Source organism: Streptomyces sp. NBC_00377, assembly GCF_036075115.1.
In the GTDB taxonomy this organism is placed as follows: domain Bacteria; phylum Actinomycetota; class Actinomycetes; order Streptomycetales; family Streptomycetaceae; genus Streptomyces.
The window spans coordinates 1,966,086-1,987,098 of record NZ_CP107958.1 but is presented as its reverse complement, the minus strand read 5'-3'; the positions used below and the strand labels follow the sequence as shown (position 1 = coordinate 1,987,098).

Below are 21,013 nucleotides of genomic sequence, written 5' to 3'. Positions count from 1 at the left end.
CGGGGCGCCGGGCGCGCGAAGGGCCTATCTTCACGAAGCCACTTGGCAGACGTTCGCGGTGCGCAGCCGCCGCAGGAGTGCGTGGACCAGCAGAGCCACGGAGGCCGCCGCGAGCACCGGCTGGATCGGCGCGAAGTACGACAGAGCGCCGCTCACCCCGATCGCCAGCACCACGAGCTTGTTGCAGATCGGGCAGCCGACCGCGAAGGCCGACAGCAAACCCGCGCCCAGAGCGCGCGTCGTGCGGGGGCGCTCGGGCGGCGCGGTTCCGACCGTTTCGGTCGAGCCGACACGCAAGTACGTGGCCACGAGGAGCCCCTCGAGCACGGAGCTGACCAGCCACACCGGGTAGTTCCACCACAGCACCGGGGTCATGCGCGTGTAGAAGGGAGTCGGCACTACGCCCGTCGGGACTCCGATGACCAGTGCCGCAATCACGGTGACAGCTGCTGCCACGGCCCATCTGCGGGCTGGCCAGGTACGCATGGAACTGCTCCTCATGATCGGGTCGCCGACCGGCGGACCAGGCGACGGGGGTCCGCCTGGGAGCGGCCCCCCGGCCGACGACTCGACCGCCATCGTAATCCACTAACTAACTTAGTAACAATGGCGGTCAGGTGACCCCAGTCGGTGAGGCCGGTCAAGGCGGTGACCCCGAACGACCGCTCATCTGCTGGTAGCCGCACCCCTCGATCCGTCCGTGTCGGAGCGGGCCGGTACATCACCGCTCCTCGGCCTCCGGCGCCGAGTGCCGTCCCCGAGGCCGGCGAGGAGGGGCAGGAGGGTCTGGCCGCAGTGAGCAGGCGTGCGCGGTCGTAGAGGGCGGTGGCGAAGAGCAGGGCTGCGCCCGATAACTGCCGCCGCGGCCATCGACCTGTCGGTCTCCGGCTCAAGAGTCAAGCCCCCTTTCCGAAGACAAGCACCTCCGTGGAGGCGATGCCCATGGGCGCAAGGAAGCTGGCCTCAAGGCTGCAGCCGAGGGTCGCGAAGAGGTCCACGCACGTCCGGCGAGGCATGGCAGCTGGGTAGGAGCCGTGCCCGTCTCCGCCCTGCGTCGCCCAGGTGTGTACCGCGGCCGTGTCCAGGCAGGTCTCTGTCATTACGTCGAAGACGATCCGACCGCCGGGTCGCGTGACGCGTGCCATCTCGTAGAAGTAGCGGGCGGCGCAGAGGAAGGTCACGGTGTTGAAGACCTTATGGGCCTGAACGAGGTCGATGCTGCCGCCGGGTGTCGGGGCGAGACTGCATCCCGCGGTCGGCTGGGCGACCACGCCGAATGTGTCCACCAGGTAGTCGGCCCAGGGCGCTGCCGTCTCGTAGATCTCGTAGCGGTCTGGTGAACACTCCTTCAGCGTCTTCTCCAGGTATCGTCCGGACCCGGGGCCGATCTCCAGCACCGTGTTCGGGTTGGCAGCGAAGACGCCGAGAGTGCGTAGTTCATCGATGGTGGACTGGGTGGCGCCAGGCGTCCCGTTCATGACCTCGTCGATGTGGTCACCGACCGACAGGCCGGCCGCCCGCGCAGCCCGCATCGTTGCCTCGAACGGGATGAAGTCGTCGACGCCCCCCAGGTTGTTGGTACTGCGCACGATGTCGAATCCAGCACGTCCCAAGAGCCGCTTGACCCCCGACTTCAACACTGACGTCTCCTGTCTGCTGCCCTCATCAGGCATGCCCCCCCTGGTCGACTCCACACGATCACGTTCGGGTGGCGGAAACCTTCTCAGTTCCGCAGTGGTTGGCCGGTGTCCTCGCGGGCGGCGCGCAGATCGGCGAGTTCCCTGCGCAGCTCGTCCAGTTCGGCGCGGGTGACGGGCGACCCGGCTCGCCCCCTGTGCGCGCCGCCGCGCAGCATCAGCCAGGTCATCAGGCCCATGCCGAGCGGGCAGGCCAGCAGAAGCAGCGGATACAGGAGCTGAGGCATGAGGGACCTCCCGGTGGCGGAGGCTCGCGCGTGGGCCCGCCGAACGACTTTTCTACTAAGTAATTTAGATTAACTCGGGAACCGGTGCCAGGTCGAGCAGGGCGGCTCGGGGGTCACAGCGGAAGCTGAAAACCGGTGATGAGGGTCTGGAGCCGGGCGATCAGCTGTCCCCACCAGCCCGTCACCTGCATGACGCCTACTGCCACCAGCAGCACTCCGCCGAAGCGCATCACCGCTCGCGCGTGGCGCCGGGCCCAGGTGAAGCGCCGCATCGCGCCGTCGAACGACGCCGCCGCGAGCAGAAACGGGATGCCGAGACCGAGGCTGTAGGTGAACGAGAGGGCGGCTCCGCGTCCCGCGCTCGCGCTGTCGGCCGCCAGGGACAGGACGGCGGCGAGGGTGGGGCCGATGCACGGCGTCCAGCCGATCGCGAAGAGGGCTCCGAGCAGCGGCGCCCCCGCGAGCCCAGCGCCGGGGCGGAAGGAGGGCCGCCAGCTGAACCCGGTCCACGGCAGCTTGTCGAGCAGCCCGGCGAAGACCAGGCCCAGCACGATCGTGAGCGAGCCCAGCACGATGCCCAGCGTCCGCTGGTGTGTCAGCAGGGCGGCGCCCGCTCCGCCGAACAGCGCGCCGTAACTGGTGAAGACGGCCGCGAAGCCGACCACGAAGAGCAGACAGCCGGCCATGACCCGCCATCGCGCGGTGCGCCTCGCCGCCTCGGCGGCACCCGCGCCGGACATTCCGGCGACGTAGGAGAGGTAGCCCGGAACCAGGGGGAGGCAGCAGGGCGAGAAGAAGGAAAGGGCCCCGGCGGCGAGCGCCAGGAGGAGTGCGGCGGCGAGTGGGCCTGCCATGACCGTTTCGCCGACACCGGCGGCGAGCGTCACTTGGTCACACCTCCGGCGTTCGTCTCCGCCTGCTCCGCGGCGAGGTCCTTCACCAGTTCGCTCAGTGTCGTGTAGGTCGTCGCGCCGATGATGCGCGCGGCGATCCGGCCGGTGCGGTCGATGAACACGGTGCTGGGGACCGCCGACAGCGGGATGCGGCCGTTGAAGCCCAGGAGCAGCTTGCCGTCGGGATCGCGGAAGCTGGGGTACGTGATGCCGTAGCTCCGCTCGAAGGCCTTGGCCGCCCCGTCGTTGTCGCGTGTGTCGATGCCGACGAACCGTACGCCGAGGTCGTACGTCTCCTCGGACGCCTTCTTCAGGGCGGGGGCCTCGGCCCGGCACGGTGCGCACCATGAGCCCCATACGTTGAGCACGATGACCTTGCCGCGCAGGTCGGCCAGGTCCAGGCGGCCGCCGTCGATCGTCTTGCCGCGGAGCATGGGAGCAATGGGCCGCTTGCCGACCGTGTACCGGGTAAGGGCCTGGGTGCTGGAGCCGGCGGCCTTCTTGGTGTCCGGCGAACCCGATGTCGTGCCCGTCCCGCATGCGGCGAGCAGCAGGGCGGCCGCTGCCACGAGGCCCGCTGCGCGCAGGCTCCGGAGCCGTGCTCGTGTGCGGTCGATGCTCCGGCCCGTCGCTGGTGCTGTGGGGGCGGATTGCGCGGGGGGTGCCGGTGAGGCCACGGCTGTCTCCTTCGCCGACGGCTTGGTCAGAAGCTTCTAAGTAGCTTAGGTAATGGCCGTCGGTGTCCTGCATCGGGGTCCTGCTGTTGGCCTAGTTACCCCCTGGGGGTATATTGGGTTCCATGGGTATCCAGCAGTTGCTGTCGTCTCATTCGGGTGGTCCCTGCCGTTCGGTGTGTCGCACAGGGGCTGCCGAAGTGATCCTGGTCAAGCGGGTATTGGGCCTGTGCGTCAAGGTGCGACTGATCGTGTCGGCCGACTGCCCCGTGTCGAGGTGGTCGGCGTCGGGGTAATCGCCGTGCCGACCTTTGGTGAGGGTGGGGCCCCGGGCGCGGCAGCCTGCTGTGTCCGGGGCCCCATTGCGCTCAGGTCGGCTCAGTGGCCGGTGTACTCGAAGATGTAGAGCCCGAAGTCCCGGTCGGACGCCGCCACGTACTCCTTGCCGTGCGAGGTGAAGGTCTGGACGCCCCAGAAGTTGTTGCCGCCCTCGTCGATGAAGCGGCCGACTTCCACGAGCTTGTCGTTCCTGACCTTCGTGACCCGGAATCCGCCCGCGTAGTAGGCGAAGTACGCCAGGTCGGGCCGGACGCCGGAGGCCGCCACCTCGTGCACGGTCAGGTCACCGAAGCCCGAGGCGTAGGTGGGGTCCTGGCCCTCCGGGATGGCGTAGGTGTCCAGTTCGGTCATCTTGCCGCTCTTGTTGCGGTAGAGGTGTGCGTAGCCCCAGCCGTCGAAGTACGACGAGAAGGTCAGCCGGTCGCCCTTGGTGCCGATGTCCACCGGCAGCGTGGCGGGGCCGGTTCCGGCGAGGCAGTCCGCGTTGCTGTAGGGCTGGTCGAAGGCGGCGAAGCCCTGGCTGCGCGGGGCAACGCCGAAGGTCGGCAGCGTGCCCTCGACGGTCATGCCGCTCTGTACGTCGCAGGCGTCCGAGCCGGTGCGGTTGAAGACGAGTATCGCGTCGTAGCCGCCCGCTGCCTCGACGTTGGCCACCTTCTCGGTGAAGGTGCAGGTGCCTCGTTCGACCAGGGCGATGTCCACGCCCGCCGGGTCGCCCGCCGGGACGGCGGGTCCGCCGTTGCAGGCCAGGCCGGCGTAGGTGGTCCCGCCGGTGATGGTCTTGCCCGCCTCCAAGGGGACGCCCTGCCCGGCGGTGATGGCGGTGTCGTCGTCGAGGTTGCGGGCGGAGAGGGCGTAGGGGCCGAAGTCCTCGTCGGCTCCGATGACGTAGCGGTTGTCGAGGGTGAACTCGGCTTCGTGGCCGTTGCCTTCGGGTGCCACGGTGCGGCCCCTCTGGGCGCCCTCGGGGTCCGGTTTCGTGAAGTCGGTGTCACCGATGTACTTCAGGTTCTTGGGATCGGTCGCGTCGAGGGCGACGTAGCCCGCGTCCCAGTAGGAGGCCAGCAAGACCTGGCGGCCGCGGATCTTCTTGACGACCATGTCGTGCAGGAAGACCTCGGTGAGATTCTCCGGGGCGGCCTGGAGGATCTGTGGGAAGGTCTCGTCGAGGTCGTACTCGGCGACGAGTTGGGGCTTCGTCGGGTCGGTGATGTCCATGATGTCGACGTCGGTGCCCTCTTCGTTGTCGACGATCACGGCGTAGGCCTTGCGGCCCGCGTCCCAGGCGAACACGCTGTGAATCTGGCGGGCGATCTCGGTCGTCTCGCCGTCCAGGGTGAAGTCACCCACGCCCTCGGCCAGCGTCTTCGGCTGGGTTGGGTCGGTGACGTCGTAGATGTTCATGCCGCCGACGCCGGTGTCGCCGCAGATCTCGTTGTTGCTGACCAGGATGTCGCCGTTGAAGGACGGCGTGGAGATGTGCACGGTCTGGATGCCCTCACCCGGGGCGCTGCCCGCCGGGGCCGGGATGAACCCGACCTCCTTGGGCTTGCTGGGCTTGCGGATGTCGACGACGTGCACGCCGGTGTTGTCGCAGCCGACGCCTCCCCAGGAAGCGAGATAGGCGTAGCCCTTGTAGACGCCGACGTCGGCGATCTTCCCTTCGACGACGTTACTCAGCTTGAGTTTGCTGACCAGGCGGACGTTCTTCTGGGTGGCCGGCAGGTGTCCTTCGGTGCCGCCGTGCTGGTCGTGGCCGTGGGTGGCCGCCGCATTGTCGATGGCGCCGTCGTCCGCCGAGACGCCGTCATGTGCCTGTGCGGAACCGGCGAGAGCGGTCGTGGCGAAGAGCATCGCCGCGAACACGCCCACGCCGGCCCGTCTGTGGGTCTTGCGCATGCTTGACCTCCACTCGTGGGGCCGGGGTCTCCGGCCCATGACGAGATGATGCCGGTCACCAACTGACCGGCATCGCGAAGGTACTTAGTGGTTTCTTCAATCGATAGGCGTTTAACCAGACTGTATTTTGTTGCGACTTGACGGGGTGAAGCAGGGACTGAGGCGCGGACAACTCCGCTCACCTACGGGGGCGGCGACCTGGGGGCCGTGACGACGAACGTCGAGCATGTGCCTCCGATGCTTGATGGGGCCGTTTCGTGACCGTCAAGGTCGGTTGAGCCGATCAGCGCAGTGCGTTGATGGCGTAGAGGGTGCCGAGTGTGACGGCCAGGGTGCCGAGGAGCAGACGGAGGTACGTCTCGGGCATGTGCGGTTGCAGACGGGCGCCGAGATAGCCGCCGATGAGTCCGCCCAGGCCGCAGGTCAGGCCCAGGAACCAGTTGGGGGCGATGCTGCCGCTGTGGCCCAGGGACAGCAGCGCATAGGTGGCGGCGCCAACCAGAGACGTGGCGAAAGTGGCGGCGAGCGCGGCGGGGGCGACCTTGGAAACGGGGACACCGCGGCCGACGAGGATGGGGCCAAGAATCGAGCCACCGCCGATGCCGTAGATACCGCCAAGGACTCCGACTGCGAGTGCCAGGCCGGTAACTGTCCGAGGCGAGGGCTCGAGGCTTCGCGCTGACCGTGGCGCGGGGCGGAGCGTCCGGGTGATGAGCCAGGAGCCGAGAGGCAGCATCAGCGCGGCGACCAGGAGACGGAAGACCTGCGGGCCCGGAAGGGCGTAGATGCGGATGATCGCTCCGAGCATCACGCCGGGCAGGGTGCCCAGCATGAGACGGCGTGCCAGCGGGCCACCCAGGGCGCCGTCGCGCCGGTAACGCAGCAGGGCACCGGGCCCCGCCACCAGGTTGTAGAGCAGGTTCGTCGGCGTGACAGCCGGGTTGGGCACGGCGAAGATGCTGAGCTGCGCCGGGAGCAGGAACACGGCCCCCGACACTCCGACCGGCGCGGTCATCACGGCTATCAGCATCCCGACCCCAAGCCCGGCCAACCCCGACTGCCATTCCACCCGATGCCTCCGCGCCGCAGTCGGTTCATGTCGGCCAGTCCCGCTCGACTCCCCGTGACAGCGTAGATCGCCTGGGTCTTGCCAGCTGCCGAGATTCTGCGACCCGAGCGACCGCAGTTCGGTGGCATACGGCGCCGGGAGCGCAGTGGTTCGTTCGCCTTCCGCGTCACGATGTCATACCCTTGGGGGGTATGAGGCAAGTGGAGCAAGTCGAGGTCGAGCACGTGCCGCCCGGCTATCACGACGACAAGGAAGCCGTCCTCAAGCGACTCCGTCGTATCGAGGGGCAGGTGCGCGGTCTGCAGCGCCTGGTCGAGGAGGACCAGTACTGCATCGACGTACTCACACAGGTCGCGGCGACCACCAAAGGTCTGCAGGCGGTGGCCATGCAACTGCTGGAGAAGCATCTGGAGCACTGTGTGCGCGAGGCCATGATGACCGGGGGAGATGTGGCCCGGGACAAGGTGACCGAGGCGTCGCAGGCCATCGCGCGGCTGCTGCGTACGTGATCCTGCGATGGGGGCTCGCGCGCTGCTCCGAAGCGCTGAGGGCTGACGTCGTTCTGCCTGGCGGGACGGGCGACGTCAGTGAACGCCGGAAAGGGCGGAACGGCAGCCGCTGACGGGCGGCCTCCGCTCAACGCGCGGTCAGTTGCTGGAGGTCGAAGCGCGGCCGCGCAAAAACGTAATCACTGGCGGGCCCACATAATTGCGATGGCGCTGAAGTCGGGCTCGGCGGCCCGGACTGTGGTCACCAGACTGGTGGCGCGTCGGCCTTCGCTGCGCTCACGCCCTCTGCGACGGCTGCGCCGACGGACTGCCCATGGTGACCGCACGTCGTGCCGCTGCCTGTCTTTACAGCCAACACCCAGCGCCCCCTAATCGCAGCATTTACAAGGGGCTGAGGGGGCGGAGAGCGGTCTGGTTGCGGCGGATCGCCACGTCTCATGGAGATTCATCCGGCTTCGTCGGCGTCATGATTGACCAGCTCAAGCGGACCCTCCGTCCCAACGTCATGTGCGGCTCGATGTCGCCTGAACTGGTGGACCGTGACCGCGATGTGGACGATCGGGATGCGTACATCCATTAACCAAGTTAGTATTCCCGGTGCGAAAGGGATGGGACATGCTGGCCCATCAAGCCGTGCTGCTGTGTGGGCCGCCGCTGGTTCTGGCCTGGCGGCCCCCAGCAGCGCGGCGACGGGCTCGGAGCCGTTGCCGGAAAGCAATGTCGGCCGACGAGGCCGCAGGCGGCCAGAGTCCTGATGTGAAGTAACCCCATGAGCTGCGCGCATGGGCAGGGAGGTGCCACGTCCTCCAAAGGAGTCTGCCCGTGCGCGCACCTTCAGCTTGCCCGCGCCCCCCACTCCTTGCGCCGTCGTGTTGCGGCGAACACAGAGGCTGCGTCGGCTCGTTGACCGTGAGGCCCCGGCCTCCACGGCGGGTCGGCCGTCTTCGCGAGACCTACCAAGAAACCGAGGCGTCCGGCAGGAGCCGGGCGCCTCGGTCAACGGCGTTACGTAAGGGGCCTACTTGAAGGACCGCAGCCGCAGGCTGTTGGTCACCACGAAGACGGAGGAGAATGCCATCGCGGCGCCGGCGATCATCGGGTTGAGCATGCCGAAGGCGGCAAGCGGCAGCGCGGCGACGTTGTAGCCGAAGGCCCAGAACAGGTTGCCCTTGATGGTGGCCAGGGTCCTGCGGGACAGACGGATCGCGTCGGCGGCCACCCGCAGGTCACCGCGTACGAGGGTCAGGTCGCCGGCCTCGATCGCCGCGTCGGTGCCCGTGCCCATCGCCAGGCCGAGGTCGGCGGTGGCGAGAGCGGCCGCGTCGTTGACACCGTCACCGACCATGGCGACCGTACGGCCCTCGCTCTGCAGCCGCTTGACCACGTCCACCTTGTCCTGGGGCAGGACCTCGGCGATCACCTCGTCGATACCGACGGCCTTGGCCACGGACTCGGCGACGAGCTGGTTGTCGCCGGTCAGCAAAACCGGCTTCAGGCCCAGTCGACGCAGCTCAGCCACGGCCTCCGCGCTCGTGTCCTTGATCGCGTCGGCGACGGTGAGGACACCGCGTGCCTGGCCGTCCCAGGCGACGGCGACCGCCGTACGTCCCTCTGCCTCCGCGGCGGCTTTGGACTCGGCCAGCTCCCGGGGCAGTTCGATGGCCCATTCCTTGAGGAGCTTCTCGCGGCCGACGAGCACCGCGTGTCCGTCGACGACGCCCTGGACGCCGAGGCCGACGACGTTCTCGAAGTTCTCCGGCACCGGCAGCCTCCCGACCCGCTCGGCTGCACCGGCCGCGATCGCCTGGGCGATGGGGTGCTCCGAAGCGTGCTCCAACGAGCCGGCCAGCCGCAGCAGTTCGTCCTTGTCCACACCGGGTGCGGTGAAGACGTCCTGCAACTGCATGCGGCCCGTGGTGACCGTGCCGGTCTTGTCCAGGACGACGGTGTCGACGCGACGCGTGGACTCCAGGACCTCGGGGCCCTTGATCAGAATTCCGAGCTGAGCCCCACGCCCGGTGCCGACCATGAGCGCGGTCGGGGTGGCGAGCCCGAGCGCGCAGGGGCAGGCGATGATCAGGACGGAGATGGCGGCGGTGAAGGCGGCGACGGTGTCGCCGGTGGCCCCGAACCACACCCCGAACGTGGCGATGGCGATGAAGATGACCACCGGCACGAAGATCCCGGAGATCCGGTCGGCGAGCCGTTGCACCTCGGCCTTGCCGTTCTGTGCGTCCTCGACCAGCTTCGCCATCCGGGCGAGCTGGGTGTCGGTGCCGACGCGGGTGGCCTCGACGACGAGACGGCCGCCCGCGTTGACGGTTGCGCCGGTCACGGCGTCGCCGACAGTCACGTCCACCGGCACCGACTCACCGGTCAGCATGGAGGCGTCGACCGCGGACGCGCCCTCGATGACGGTGCCGTCGGTCGCGATCTTCTCGCCGGGGCGTACGACGAACCGGTCACCTACGGCCAACTGCGCGACAGGGATACGTACTTCCTGGCCGGCCCGCAGCACGGAGACGTCCTTGGCGCCCAGCTCCAGCAGGGCCCGCAGGGCCGCGCCCGACTTCCTCTTGGCGCGAGCCTCCAGATACCGCCCGGCGAGGATGAACGTCGTCACCCCGGCCGCGGCCTCCAGATAGATCGAGGACGATCCGTCACCACGGGAGATGGTGAAATCGAAGCCGTGCCGCATCCCTGGCATTCCGGCGTGTCCCCAGAACAGTGCCCACACCGACCAGCCGAACGCGGCGAGCGTGCCGATGGACACCAGCGTGTCCATGGTCGCGGCGCCGTGCCGGGCGTTGGTCCACGCGGCCTTGTGGAAGGGGAAGGCTCCCCAGACGACGACCGGGGCCGCCAGAGTCAGCGACAGCCACTGCCAGTTGTCGAACTGCAGGGCCGGCACCATCGCCATCAGGACTACGGGCACGGTGAGCACCAGCGACACGTACAGCCGCTGCCGCAGCGACAGGAGTTCACCGTCCGCGGCGGGAGCGGCCTGGGTCTCGCCCTCGTCGGCCGTGGCGGATGGCGGCGGTGGCGGCTCCTCGGCGGTGTAGCCGGTCTTCTCCACGGTGGCGATGAGGTCGGCGACCTCGACGTCTGCCGGGAACGAGACCCTCGCCTTCTCGGTGGCGTAGTTCACGGTGGCGGTGACCCCGTCCATGCGGTTGAGCTTCTTCTCGATGCGGGCTGCGCACGAGGCGCAGGTCATGCCGCCGATGGAGAGCTCGACCGCCAAGGTGGGCGCGGGCGCTGTGTCGAGGGAGGCCTTCTCGGGAGCCGTGCTGGTCATGTGCGTATCTCCAGGGGGAGGCCGGGACGTACGGCGTCCGTATCAGCGGAGCGGTACGTCCCGGCGCGGGGAGGAATTCGCGTGTCCGGGCGGAGTGGGCCCGGATTGAGCCGTCAGGCGCGGCCGACGAGCTCGTAGCCCGCCTCGTCGACGGCGGCGCGGACGGCCTCCTCGTCGAGCGCGGCGGCGGAGGTGACGGTCACCTCTCCGGTCTTGGCGACGGCGGTGACCGCGGTGACGCCGTCCAGCGCGGAGATCTCCTTCGAGACGGCCCCCTCGCAGTGGCCGCAGGTCATGCCGGACACCTTGTAGGCGGTGGTGGTGGCGCCAGTTCCCTCGATCTGGACGTCGGACGTGGCGCCGGAGCCGCAGGAGCCGCCAGAGCCGCAGCAGGAGCTCGTGCTGGTGTTCGTCTCGGTGGTCATGGCTACTTCCTCAGGTCTGGGTGCGTGGGTGTCATTCGTCCGGGAGGGGCGCCGCTTCCTCAGCCCCGCCCGACGATGAGAACACTATACCCCCCCAGGGTATTTCCGCTACCTGTGGTCCTGCCCACACGATGTGTTTGAAAGGCGTCCAGTTCGCTAATTTACTTAGTAGGCGCCGCGACCTGCGGTGACAACTTCACATCGAGGCGACGGTGAGCAGGAACCCGGTGAGAATCCGGGACGGTCCCGCCACTGTGACCGGGGTCGCCCCGGGAGTCAGACACTGACCCGTCGTCCTCCTGAACGGCGGGGCGCGTGCACCCCGCGAGGAGGTTCCATGAGTGCTTCGGCTGTCACCGAGGCGCGACCGGCCACAGGGCTGGTCGTCCACCCGCTGCGAGACGGGCTGATAGCCGCCGCGGCGGTGATCCTCGCCCTGGTCGCACTGGACGCGATTTTCCTGGACCAGGGCGCGCTGCTGTCGCCGATGCTCGGCAAGGTCGCGGCATCCGCCAACTACGTCCACGAGTTCGCCCACGACGGGCGGCACCTCCTCGGTGCCCCCTGCCACTGAGAGGGGCGACCGTGACATCACTTCTGTCCCTGCTCGGGCGCGGCGCGCTCGCGGGTGGAGCCGCCGGCGTGGTCAGCGGAGGATTCTCGTGGCTGCTTGCCGAGCCGGTACTGGACAAGGCGGTGCGACTGGAGGCGGCCCGTGAGGAAGCGAGCGGCCGCGGATCGGCCGCGGCCGAGATCTTCTCCCGCCCTACGCAGCACGCCGGCCTCCTGGTGGCCACCGCCCTCACCGGAGCGGCGATCGGGGTCCTCTTCGCCATCGTGTACGCGATCCTGCATCGCCGGGATCCGGACGCCGCGCCCTGGCGCCGGTCGTTGATGCTGGCGGGCGCCGGATTCACCGGGGTCTGGCTGCTGCCCTTCCTCCGCTACCCGGCCAATCCGCCGGGCGTGGGTGATCCGGGAACGATCGACACCCGCGTCAACGCGTGCCTCGCGGCCATCGGCATCGGCGTGATCGCCGTCGTCCTGGCCTGGCGCATCCACGGGTGGCTGGCGGAGCGCGGCCGTCCGGCGCCACTGCGTCAGCTGGCCGTGACGGCCATCGTGCTCGCCGCGCTGGCGTCACTGTTCGCACTGCCGGACAACCCTGACGCCGTGACCGCCCCCGCCACGCTGGTGTGGGACTTCCGGGTGCTCTCGGCCGCGTCCATGGTCCTGCTCTGGGGCGGGCTGGCGGTGGGCTTCGGGCTCCTCGGCCTCCGGGCGGCCCACGGCCGGACGGAGGCGGGCGTGCCCGCGGCATCCACCGTGCCCGTGGCCTGACGCCTCGATGGCGTGACCTCGGTCGGCGTCCGCGTCAGGGCTGGGCGCCGACCGAGGGCTTGGGCGGTTCAGCGGAAGACCAGAGCGCCCGGTCATGTTCGGGCGGCAGGTGTAGACGGAGGCGCGAGCGGCGGAACGGAAGCTGCTTCGCGTGTCAACGGGAGGGCACGCCTGCGGAGCTGTGCCGGCGACATCCGACCTGCCCCTTGGACGGCACTCGCGGAGTCCGAGCCCGACCGGGCACGCGGATCGCGTGGGTCCGTTCTCGCCGCTCCAGAGCCCGAATATGAACCTGCTACACAGATCCGGAGCTGATTCCAGGAGCAGACGATCGAGCCGGTCAGCGCCGGTCGGCTGTCACGCGGCCATCATCAGCAGCATCGCGGACATGGTCCCGCCCATGCCGATGTGCGCGGCCAGCGCCGCGTCCGGGGCGGCTCCGAGCTTGCGGCGCCGGCCATGCCTCGACTGCTGCGCCGTCCTGCTCTTGTCCCACACCGAGATCGTCAGCGACGCCAGAAAGACGAACACCGTGTCCGGCATGGCGAGCAGCCAGCGGACCGGGCTGAATTTGGTATTCGCCCTGGGGCCCTTGTCGTTCGTGCCGCGGATCTTGGCCCACACGGACGCGCCGATGGACAGCAGGAAGTACACAGCGAGTGCCGCGATCACGAACCGCCACGCTGAACCGGATCCGGAGGACGAACCTGCGGCGGCAGCGGAATGCGCCATGCCGGACATGTCCATGCCCGGCATGGAGCCCATCCCCTCCATGGAGTCCATCCCGGCCATCCCGTGTGCTCCGGTCGTGCTCGCGGTGTTCTCCATACCCGGCATGTTGGCCATGGAGGAGCCGCCCAGGGCGAGCACCGGTCCGGATGACGTGCTCGTCATGGCGAGCGTCATGATCACCATGCCGACGCTGCCGACGATGAGGTGGACCCAGTGGCGGCCGTGCTTCCACCCGCACGTGCGCGTGTGCTTGACCGCCATCGCCACGGCGCCGAGCCCAAGGACGCCGAACGCCACCGCCCACCCCATGCCGTAGCCCGCGTACCAGCCGACCGTCGCCGGCAGCGCCATGGCGGCCATACAAAGCCCCATCAGCAGGTCACCACCCGCCGCGAACCGGGCCTCACCGCTCGTGGTTGCCACTCGGACCGCACTGACAGCGGCCACCAGGGCGGCGATCACCGCCAAGGTCCAGCTGAGCGCCAGAGTTCCCATCTTCACCTTCCCGGTCGTCCGAACACGGCGGTCCCGCACTGCTGGCTCCGCCTCGGCGTACGAAGCGCCGAAGCGGCGCCGCGTGGGTGCCAACTGCTAGTGCCCTTAGTACGTTTCGGGGGTGGGCGGTGTTCAGGTGGCCGCTGGGTTTCGTGCAGAGGATGCCCGCCTGATGGCATGTTCCGGTGGTCACTGCTGCCGCTGACCAGGGCAGGTCAACCGAAGTCGTTCACCTGGTCGAGTGTCGTAGGACGGGTGTCCCGCCACTGCCGTGGGCTGAGCAGACGGGTGCGCTCGGCAATACGGCGCAGGGCGGCGACGGCGTCGTCGTCGAGGACGGCACCGCTGTAGCCGACGTAGGCGACGAGGCCGGGCTCAGGCTCCCAGGCCAGCACGGCGTTGCCGCCGAGTCCCGTGGTCACGATGGCGGGCTTGCCGTGCACCTTGCCAGCGGACTGCCTACCCACGGAGTGCAACTGGTCCTCGATTCCGCCGCAGCGGGCCACGCCGGTGAACGTCAGGCCAGTGGAGAGTTCCTTGGACTCACCCACTTCGTCCGAGCCGTAACGCGCCTCGCGCAGGACATGCGTGCGCGTGGGGCCCGTCGATATCACTGAGAGTCCCGACGGCGCTCTGACCTCCGGACGCCCGGAGGTGACCGTGGTCGCGACGGCAACTGCCACCAGTTGCGAGCGCGGCAGGTCTCCTCGGACTCGAGCGTACGATCCCGCCAGAGGCCAGACGATCTCCCCGTCGCGGTCCCATCCCGCCGCGCCGCCGATCCGGATCGGGCGGCCGGATCGAGGCTTCGGCACCGGGAACGTCACCACCGAGCCGTTGTGCGCCAGCGAGCCGCCCGAGCGCCGTACCGTCACCGTCCAGGGGCCGGCATTCGCGGTCCGGTCGTGCCGGTTCAACGAGCCCTGCCCCAACTCGACTCCCGTGATGACCAGACCGGGGGTGTCATCGCCTGCGGCGGAGGCGTCCGAACCATCCGGGGAGGGGCTGCTGTTGGGCGATGAAGGTGAGGGCGGCGAGCTGCGGGACGCCGCCGACCTCGGGGTGCCTTCCCCGTTCACCGCGACGAGGCTCGCCGCAAGCGCCGCGACCGCCATCGCGGCTACCGCTGCCAGGATCAACCAACGCGGTGGTTTCCATGGCGGCCGCTCCGGGCCGCTGCTGAGAACGTCGCTCATGCTCCGGCCGGCCTCCTCCCCGACGAGGCACCCGCCTTCGTTGGGTCGCGCGTCAACAGAACCCTTTCAATCCTGTGTACACCGCTTACGGTTCATCGGTTCCCGATCCTGCACGGACCTTCTCCTAAGTCGGCTCGAGGCCGTGGCTGCGCAGCCACGCCAGCGGGTCCACGGCGGCGCCACCGCCCGGGTGGACTTCCAGGTGGAGATGAGGGCCTGATGAGTTGCCGGAGCTGCCGGCGTAGCCGATGACGGTCCCCGCCTTCACGTAGCCGGAGCGGAGCCGGGCACTGGCGAGATGGGCGTACCAGGTCTGCGTGCCGTCGGGGCCGGTCACCTCGACGATGTTCCCGTAGGACGAATTCCACTTGGCGACGACCGTGCCGTCGGTCACCGCCATCACGGGCGTGTACATGGGCACCGGGAAATCGAGGCCGGTGTGGCGACTCGACCACATGGAGCCGACCGCTCCGAACAGCTCGCCGACTCCCTTCTGCGTGACGGGGAGTACGAACTTCGGGCGTAGTGCTTCCCTGCGTGCGGTCTCCGCCTTCTTGCGAGCCGCTTCCGCTGCCCTGCGTCGCTGTTCCTCGCGCCGCTGCTGTTCGAGGTCAGCGCGCTCCTGCGTGCGGGTGGCACGATCAGCGAAGTCATCGGCTTCCCGGCTCAGCGTGGTGAGCTGGGTGTCGAACTGGCTGTTGACCGTGGAGGGTTGGACGGCCGGGTCGGGGGCGGCCTGCACGGCCTCGCCTCCGTTGCCGATGCCGATAGACGCCGCGGATATCCCGGCCATGCCCACGAACGCGACGGAGGGGGCGACGACCGTCAGGAACGCGGATCCTCGGCGAGGCGCCCGGCGGCCCCGCCCGCCTGCTGGGCGCGTCGCAGGAAGGTCCCGGGGAGTGCTGGAGTTGGAGGCAACCTCGGATGTGCCTTCGGACGCGGTTGTCTCATCGTGGGACGGTACTTGGCTTTCGGGCTCCGCTTCCGGGGTGCCGGGGGCATCAATGACGGCGGTGTCCTGTGAACCGAGCATGTCGGAGCCGACCGGATCCGCTGGGATGGGGCCATAACCGGTGGTATCCGCCCACTGGCCTCCGTGCCCTTCGTCCCTCGGGGCGGGCGAGTAAGCGGAGGCCTCCCACGACACGGCCGTGGCGTGGGCGACGTTCTCGTAGTGGCACGCCGGGTGGCCCCAGGGTTCGCCACCCGGTGTGCCAGTGCCGTACGCACCCGGCATCGGGCCGAACAGAGGGTCAGTGTCGGCATACGCGGCGTGGGGCTCCCCGAGCACGTGGCCGTGGGCGGGGTGGCCGTAGACCTCGTACGAGGTTCCCCACCGATGGCTCTCCGGCCATGGTGCGTGTGTGACGCCGACGACGGAGGCTGCCGGGGTCCAGCCCCCCGACGTGTGACGGTCGTCCACCAGCACCTTCTCTTTCCTCTGGACAGCCGAAGGTCGAGCGGTGACTGTACCCCAGCCGATACTAATCTGCTACGTAGACTTTGATTCGGCAGGGGCGAAGGGGCCCGCCTGACGGCTGTTCAGGCGGCCGTCGGCGACGGTGCGCGGCGGCCTGAGCGCGCGACGGCCAACAGGATCGCAACTGCCAGGCCGTAGAGCAGGGCAGTGGCGGCTGTCCTGCCCGCGCCGCCCTTCTGTGGAGCGGGAGGCACGTACAGCGGTCGGGCCTCCTGGACGACCTGGGAGGAGCCGGCCTCAACCGGGATCCAGGTCTCCGTCGCTCGCGCCCCGATGTCATGGAAGGTGGCGTAGACGAACCAGCGGCCGGAGTCCGGCACCGTGATCCTCCCGCGGTAGACGCCTTCGCCGGATGAGGTGAGCGGTGCGGTCAGCTTCTGTCCGGCGCGTCGCGCGACGAGCGCGGCGCGACTCGACGCGCTCGAATCGGGAGCGACAGTGACCTCGATCCGGGATCCGTGCACCGTCGCTCGCCAGTGGGCCTGGCCCGCCTCCGTCCCTTGGCCCGGGTCATGGGCAACCGCTCGCCCGGCAGACAGCAGAGGAAGCGCGAGCGTCAGCGCGGCGACCGCGAGCCCGGCCGTCCGGACGAGGGGGAGCCGGGTGCGGGGCAGTCCCTCGGCGGCGAGCACGACCAGTGCCGAGCCGCCCAGTGCGACGAGCAGAGACGGGACGATCTGGGCGGCGGTGACGGTCGTGCCGTGGGGGAGGACGGGAAGCAGCGGTAGGTATGCCGCGTGCACGGTGAGCGGGACGACGAGTGCGAGCCACCAGGGGGACGTACGCCACCTACGGACCAGGTCGGCCGCGAGGGCGACGATCAGTACGGGGGGCACGATCGGCGTGGAGTGCCCGAGGCCCGCGAGGACCGGGATCACCGCCAGTCGTACGGCGGTGACGACCAAGGCGGCCCGTGTGACCGCCCAGGCGTGGGGGTCGAACCGTCCAATCAGTACGACAGCCAGGGTGATTCCGGCCCCGGCGACCGGCAGGAACCAGACGGCCGAGTACTGCGGTACGTCGGACTCGTACTCCATGACCGGCGCCAGCGAGGCGGCGAGGACGAGCCCGCCGCCGAGCATCATCGGCCACCCACCGCCCTCCGCGGCGATCGCCCGCAGCAGGGTGATGGCCAGCGTGAAGGTGGCGAGAATGGCCAGCAGATGGGGCGGGCTCCACAGCACCGCGTCTCGGCCGAACGCGGTGTGCCAGGCCGCGTCCGCGGGCGCCGAGATCCCGATGGACGCGGCGGACACGATCGGCCACCGCACCAGCGGGTCCGCCCCGGCCGCCCGGAGGCCCTGGCGCCTGATCCTCCCGAGCGCCCACCATGCGGTCCCGGCGAGGGTCACCGTGAGAGAGCCGTAGAGCAGCATGTGCGGTGCGCTCCAGAAGGTGTCCCGGCCCACGTCGGTGTGCAGGGAGTCGTCCCAGTACATGCTGAACAGAGCCAACAGGCCGCTGGCTGCCGCGGTGATGAGCGGGTTCATGTCCCCGTCCGCCTTCATGGTCGACGATGGCCAATACGGGGAGGCTATACTCCTGGGGGGTATAAGGAAACCGCTGGGTCAGTCCAGGGCACTGCCCTGCTTCCATGCGGCCCAGTCGACGTTCCAGTCGCCGTAGCCGTTGTTGGTCGCCACGGTGTCGACGGAGTTGACGACCGTGACCGGGTCGCCGAGGTGGACCTGGTCGTAGAACCACTTGGCGTCACTCGTGCTCATGCCGATGCAGCCGTGACTGCCGTTGACCACGCCGAACTTGCCCTCGTTCCAGGGGGCCGCGTGGGCGTAGGTGCCGGACGGGGTGAGCTGGACGTCCCACTTCACCGCGCCGAGGTCGTACGCCTCGGGGCCGAAGATGCCGACGGTGTCGGAGTTCATGCGGATGGTCGGCACCTTGCTCAGCACGACCATGGTGCCGTTCCAGGTCTCGAAGCCCTCCTTGCCGGTGGACACTTTCAGGGTCCGCAGCGTCTCGCCGTTCTTCGCGACCGTCATGGTCTTCTTCTTGACGTCGACAGTGCTGGTCACGGCGTCACCGATGGTGAAGTTCACGACCCGCTGCTGGGTGCCGTACACCCCGCCGCCCGCGTCGACGCCCGCCAGGTCCATGCGCAGGGTGACGTCGGTGCCGGGCTTCCAGTACTTCTCGGGGCGGTAGTCGATCCGGTCCTTGCCGTCGCGGTCCTTCATCCAGCTCCAGGCGCCCACGACCGCGGGGGATGCGGTGACCTTGAGCTTCCGTTCGACGGCCGCCTTGTCGTGGATCGGCTTGTTGAACGTTATGGACACCGGCATCGCCACGCCGACCTTGGAGCCCTTGTCCGGGTAGTACTCGCCGACGAAGGAGTTCTTGGCCGGCTCGGTCGTGAACGAGGTGGTCTTGTTCGCTGTGGACCCGCCGGAGGACTCGCCCACGGCCTTCACCGTGTAGGTGGCGCCCGGGGCGAGCGGCGTCGTGGAGGTCCACACCGACTTGTCCTCGGACCAGGTGCCGGAGAGCTTGCCCGGGCCGGGTGAGCTGACCTCGACCGATGCCAGGGCGCCGCCCTGGGCGCGCACCATGACTTTCCGGTTGACCGGCACTTTCGCGCTGTCGGCGCCGGGCTGTATGACTATCGCGGACGGTCCGCCGTTCTTGCCGCCGTCAGCCGACAGGTCCGAGCCGCTGTCCGCCGTGCCGCCGGCGCTGCATGCGGCGAGAACGACCGCGGCGGCCGAGGCAAGCGCGAGCGGCTGTACGGTCCGGCGGTTCAGTCGTGCTGTCAGGCGCTGTCGCATGAGACCCCTCTCTATGTCCCAAAGGGCTAAGTAATTTCGTAGACGATCGACTCGGCCTCTTGGTTCCCGGCCTCGTTTCGGGGGTGACGAGGGTGACTGTGGAACGGATTCGGTCGTGTGTCAGACTCCCTCCGTGGCTACTAACAATTTTCGTAGTCTCGTCGACCCTTCTGTGCAAGGTCTATGCCCCTACGAGCCAATCCGCGCCGCGGATCGACGAGCCCAAGGGGCTCGGCCCGGTCGGCTGGCTGCGCTGGGTCTGGCGCTCGCTGACCACGATGCGCACGGCGCTCGTGCACAGGATCAAAATGAGCGGCAGCTCCCTCGCGGACCAGAGCCTGGCCCAGCTCGCCAACTGGCTGCGTACTCGGCGATCGCCGTCTACCTGCTGGCCTTCGTCGCCGCCTGTGGGGAGTGGGCGTTCGGAGGCATGAACCTGGGCCTTCGTCCCTCCACCGTCTCCTCGTCGGCGGATCACCAGACTCCGGGCGCGCGCAAGAGCGGCCGGACAAGGAGCGCGGTCGTGGGCGGCGCAACAGGAAGCAGCACGCAAGTGCTGGCGCTGCCCGCGGCCGCGTCTCCGGAAGAGCCCCAGGTCCCGGTGGGGGACGGTCCCGGAGCTGCCGGTGGCAGCCCCAAGGTCGACCTCGTCGGAAGGATCGGCGTCTCGCTGACCGTGCTGGCGCTGCTGCTCCACTTCAGCTCTGTGCTGGCCCGCGGCCTGGCGGTGAGCCGTCCGCCATGGGGCAACATGTACGAATTCTCCACCGCGTTTGCCCTGATGGCGTCGGCCGCGTACGTGGGCCTGCTCGCCGCCCGCAAGCCCGTGCGCTGGCTGGGGGTCCCGGTCCTCTTCTCGGTCCTGCTCACCCTCGGCCTCGCGGTCTCGGTGCTGTACGTCGAATCCGCCCAGCTCGTGCCCGCACTGCACTCGTACTGGCTGTGGATCCACGTCTCCGCCGCGATCATCTCCGGCGGCGTGTTCCATACCGCGGCCGTGGTCAGCGTCCTGTACCTGATCCGCGACCGCTGGGAGCGTGAGGCCGGCGCGGGACGGGGCGAGGGTCGAGGAGCCGGGCTGTGGAGGCGGCTGCCGTCCGCGCGGGCCCTGGACAAGCTGGCGTACCGGCTGACCGGCCTCGTCTTCCCCCTGTGGACCTTCGCGGTCATCGCGGGCGCGGTGTGGGCCGAGGCCGCATGGGGCCGCTACTGGGGCTGGGACCCCAAGGAGACCTGGGCCTTCATCACCTGGGTCGCCTACGCCGCGTACCTGCACGCCCGGGCCACCGCCGGGTGGAAGGGGCGGCGCGCGGCGGTGCTCGGCCTGGTGGCGTTCGCCACGTTCGTCTTCAACTACTACGGCGTCAATATCTTCATCACGGGTCTGCACTCGTACGGAGGGCTGCCGACCAAATAAGAACGGCATCAGTTCCAGCCGTCCCTAAATACCCATCGGGGGTATAGTGGCCACTTCGGCGAAGGCACGTGACAGGTGAGCCCATGACGATAGGGACAGCTCGCGGCGGTACCACCGTCCGCTGGGTGTGCGGGGTGTTCATCGCCCTGTGCGCCGCGCTGGCCGTGCTCGTCCATCACGAGACGGCGGCGATGGCCACCGCCTCTGTGCCGCGCGCTTCATCCATGTCCATGACGGGCGCCGCGCATGCGGGACACGTCATGCCGGACGTGGGGGCACCGACCTCCTGGGAACCCTCCTCCCCGAACACCGACGAAACCGGCGGGTGTGCGACACCGGGCATGCAGCACTGCGCCACGGCGAGTGTCGACTCCGTACAGCTCGCCGTCCCCGCCGAGAACGAGTTCTCGCCCCTCGCGGATCTTCGTGAGGCCATGGCAGGACGCGCGCCCGCCGCCGCGGTCGGCCGGGCCCCGCCCGACCTGTCCGTCCTGTCTCAACTGCGCATATAGGCCGCGCCGGACGGCGCACGA

18 protein-coding genes, 1 pseudogene and 1 riboswitch are annotated in these 21,013 nt (G+C 69.1%); of the genes and pseudogenes, 5 read left to right on the top strand and 14 right to left on the bottom strand.

Features of this window, described 5'->3' with window-relative positions; all coding sequences use genetic code 11:
• Positions 1–30: 30 nt before the first annotated feature.
• From OHS71_RS08845 to OHS71_RS08815, 7 genes are all read right to left on the bottom strand, one after another.
• Positions 31–486, bottom strand: coding sequence for a hypothetical protein (locus OHS71_RS08845; protein ID WP_328478556.1), 456 nt, complete (start codon positions 484–486; stop codon positions 31–33).
• A gap of 410 nt (positions 487–896) precedes the next feature.
• Entirely contained in the window at positions 897–1,673 is a 777-nt protein-coding gene (locus OHS71_RS08840; RefSeq protein ID WP_328478554.1) for a methyltransferase domain-containing protein, read from the bottom strand.
• 50 nt (positions 1,674–1,723) lie between these two features.
• A complete protein-coding gene (locus OHS71_RS08835) occupies positions 1,724–1,924 on the bottom strand; it encodes a hypothetical protein (protein WP_328478552.1) in 201 nt (66 codons plus the stop codon).
• A gap of 113 nt (positions 1,925–2,037) precedes the next feature.
• A complete protein-coding gene (locus tag OHS71_RS08830; protein ID WP_328478550.1) occupies positions 2,038–2,811 on the bottom strand; it encodes a cytochrome c biogenesis CcdA family protein in 774 nt (257 codons plus the stop codon).
• Positions 2,808–3,386, bottom strand: coding sequence for a TlpA family protein disulfide reductase (locus OHS71_RS08825; protein ID WP_328478548.1), 579 nt, complete (start codon positions 3,384–3,386; stop codon positions 2,808–2,810). The genes OHS71_RS08830 and OHS71_RS08825 overlap by 4 nt, the downstream gene beginning before the upstream one ends.
• A gap of 483 nt (positions 3,387–3,869) precedes the next feature.
• Entirely contained in the window at positions 3,870–5,729 is a 1,860-nt protein-coding gene (locus OHS71_RS08820; protein ID WP_328478546.1) for a PA domain-containing protein, read from the bottom strand.
• 283 nt (positions 5,730–6,012) lie between these two features.
• Positions 6,013–6,798, bottom strand: coding sequence for a sulfite exporter TauE/SafE family protein (locus tag OHS71_RS08815; protein ID WP_328478544.1), 786 nt, complete (start codon positions 6,796–6,798; stop codon positions 6,013–6,015).
• Between the two features lie 191 nt (positions 6,799–6,989).
• Here OHS71_RS08815 and OHS71_RS08810 point away from each other — a divergent pair, with 191 nt between their 5' ends.
• On the top strand, positions 6,990–7,307 hold the full coding sequence (locus tag OHS71_RS08810) for a metal-sensitive transcriptional regulator (RefSeq protein WP_328478542.1): 318 nt from the start codon (positions 6,990–6,992) through the stop codon (positions 7,305–7,307).
• A gap of 1,018 nt (positions 7,308–8,325) precedes the next feature.
• Here OHS71_RS08810 and OHS71_RS08805 read toward each other — a convergent pair.
• The gene (locus OHS71_RS08805; protein ID WP_328478540.1) at positions 8,326–10,608 is read right to left on the bottom strand and encodes a heavy metal translocating P-type ATPase; all 2,283 of its coding nucleotides are present in this window, start codon (positions 10,606–10,608) and stop codon (positions 8,326–8,328) included.
• A 113-nt stretch (positions 10,609–10,721) separates the two neighbouring features.
• On the bottom strand, positions 10,722–11,033 hold the full coding sequence (locus OHS71_RS08800; RefSeq protein ID WP_328478538.1) for a heavy-metal-associated domain-containing protein: 312 nt from the start codon (positions 11,031–11,033) through the stop codon (positions 10,722–10,724).
• A gap of 160 nt (positions 11,034–11,193) precedes the next feature.
• A riboswitch (cobalamin riboswitch) is annotated at positions 11,194–11,339 on the top strand.
• Positions 11,340–11,370: 31 nt separating this feature from the next.
• On the opposite strand from OHS71_RS08800, the gene OHS71_RS08795 reads away from it, so the two are divergent.
• Both OHS71_RS08795 and OHS71_RS08790 read left to right on the top strand, forming a co-directional pair.
• Entirely contained in the window at positions 11,371–11,607 is a 237-nt protein-coding gene (locus OHS71_RS08795; protein WP_328478536.1) for a hypothetical protein, read from the top strand.
• Positions 11,608–11,618: 11 nt separating this feature from the next.
• Entirely contained in the window at positions 11,619–12,374 is a 756-nt protein-coding gene (locus tag OHS71_RS08790) for a CbtA family protein (protein WP_328478534.1), read from the top strand.
• Between the two features lie 357 nt (positions 12,375–12,731).
• On the opposite strand, the gene OHS71_RS08785 is transcribed toward OHS71_RS08790, so the two are convergent.
• From OHS71_RS08785 to OHS71_RS08765, 5 genes are all read right to left on the bottom strand, one after another.
• Positions 12,732–13,601, bottom strand: a complete 870-nt coding sequence (locus OHS71_RS08785) for a DUF5134 domain-containing protein (RefSeq protein ID WP_328478532.1) — start codon at positions 13,599–13,601, stop codon at positions 12,732–12,734.
• A 215-nt stretch (positions 13,602–13,816) separates the two neighbouring features.
• The gene (locus OHS71_RS08780) at positions 13,817–14,797 is read right to left on the bottom strand and encodes a hypothetical protein (RefSeq protein ID WP_328478530.1); all 981 of its coding nucleotides are present in this window, start codon (positions 14,795–14,797) and stop codon (positions 13,817–13,819) included.
• Positions 14,798–14,921: 124 nt separating this feature from the next.
• Complete coding sequence (locus tag OHS71_RS08775; protein ID WP_328478528.1) at positions 14,922–15,590, bottom strand: M23 family metallopeptidase; 669 nt, start codon at positions 15,588–15,590, stop codon at positions 14,922–14,924.
• Positions 15,591–16,342: 752 nt separating this feature from the next.
• On the bottom strand, positions 16,343–17,770 hold the full coding sequence (locus tag OHS71_RS08770; RefSeq protein WP_328478526.1) for a hypothetical protein: 1,428 nt from the start codon (positions 17,768–17,770) through the stop codon (positions 16,343–16,345).
• A gap of 78 nt (positions 17,771–17,848) precedes the next feature.
• The gene (locus tag OHS71_RS08765; RefSeq protein ID WP_328478525.1) at positions 17,849–19,063 is read right to left on the bottom strand and encodes a L,D-transpeptidase; all 1,215 of its coding nucleotides are present in this window, start codon (positions 19,061–19,063) and stop codon (positions 17,849–17,851) included.
• Positions 19,064–19,371: 308 nt separating this feature from the next.
• On the opposite strand from OHS71_RS08765, the pseudogene ccsB reads away from it, so the two are divergent.
• Together ccsB and OHS71_RS08755 are read left to right on the top strand one after the other, a co-directional pair.
• Positions 19,372–20,480: pseudogene (gene ccsB / locus OHS71_RS08760) on the top strand (c-type cytochrome biogenesis protein CcsB).
• 83 nt (positions 20,481–20,563) lie between these two features.
• Entirely contained in the window at positions 20,564–20,992 is a 429-nt protein-coding gene (locus tag OHS71_RS08755; protein ID WP_328478523.1) for a hypothetical protein, read from the top strand.
• Positions 20,993–21,013 lie beyond the last annotated feature (21 nt).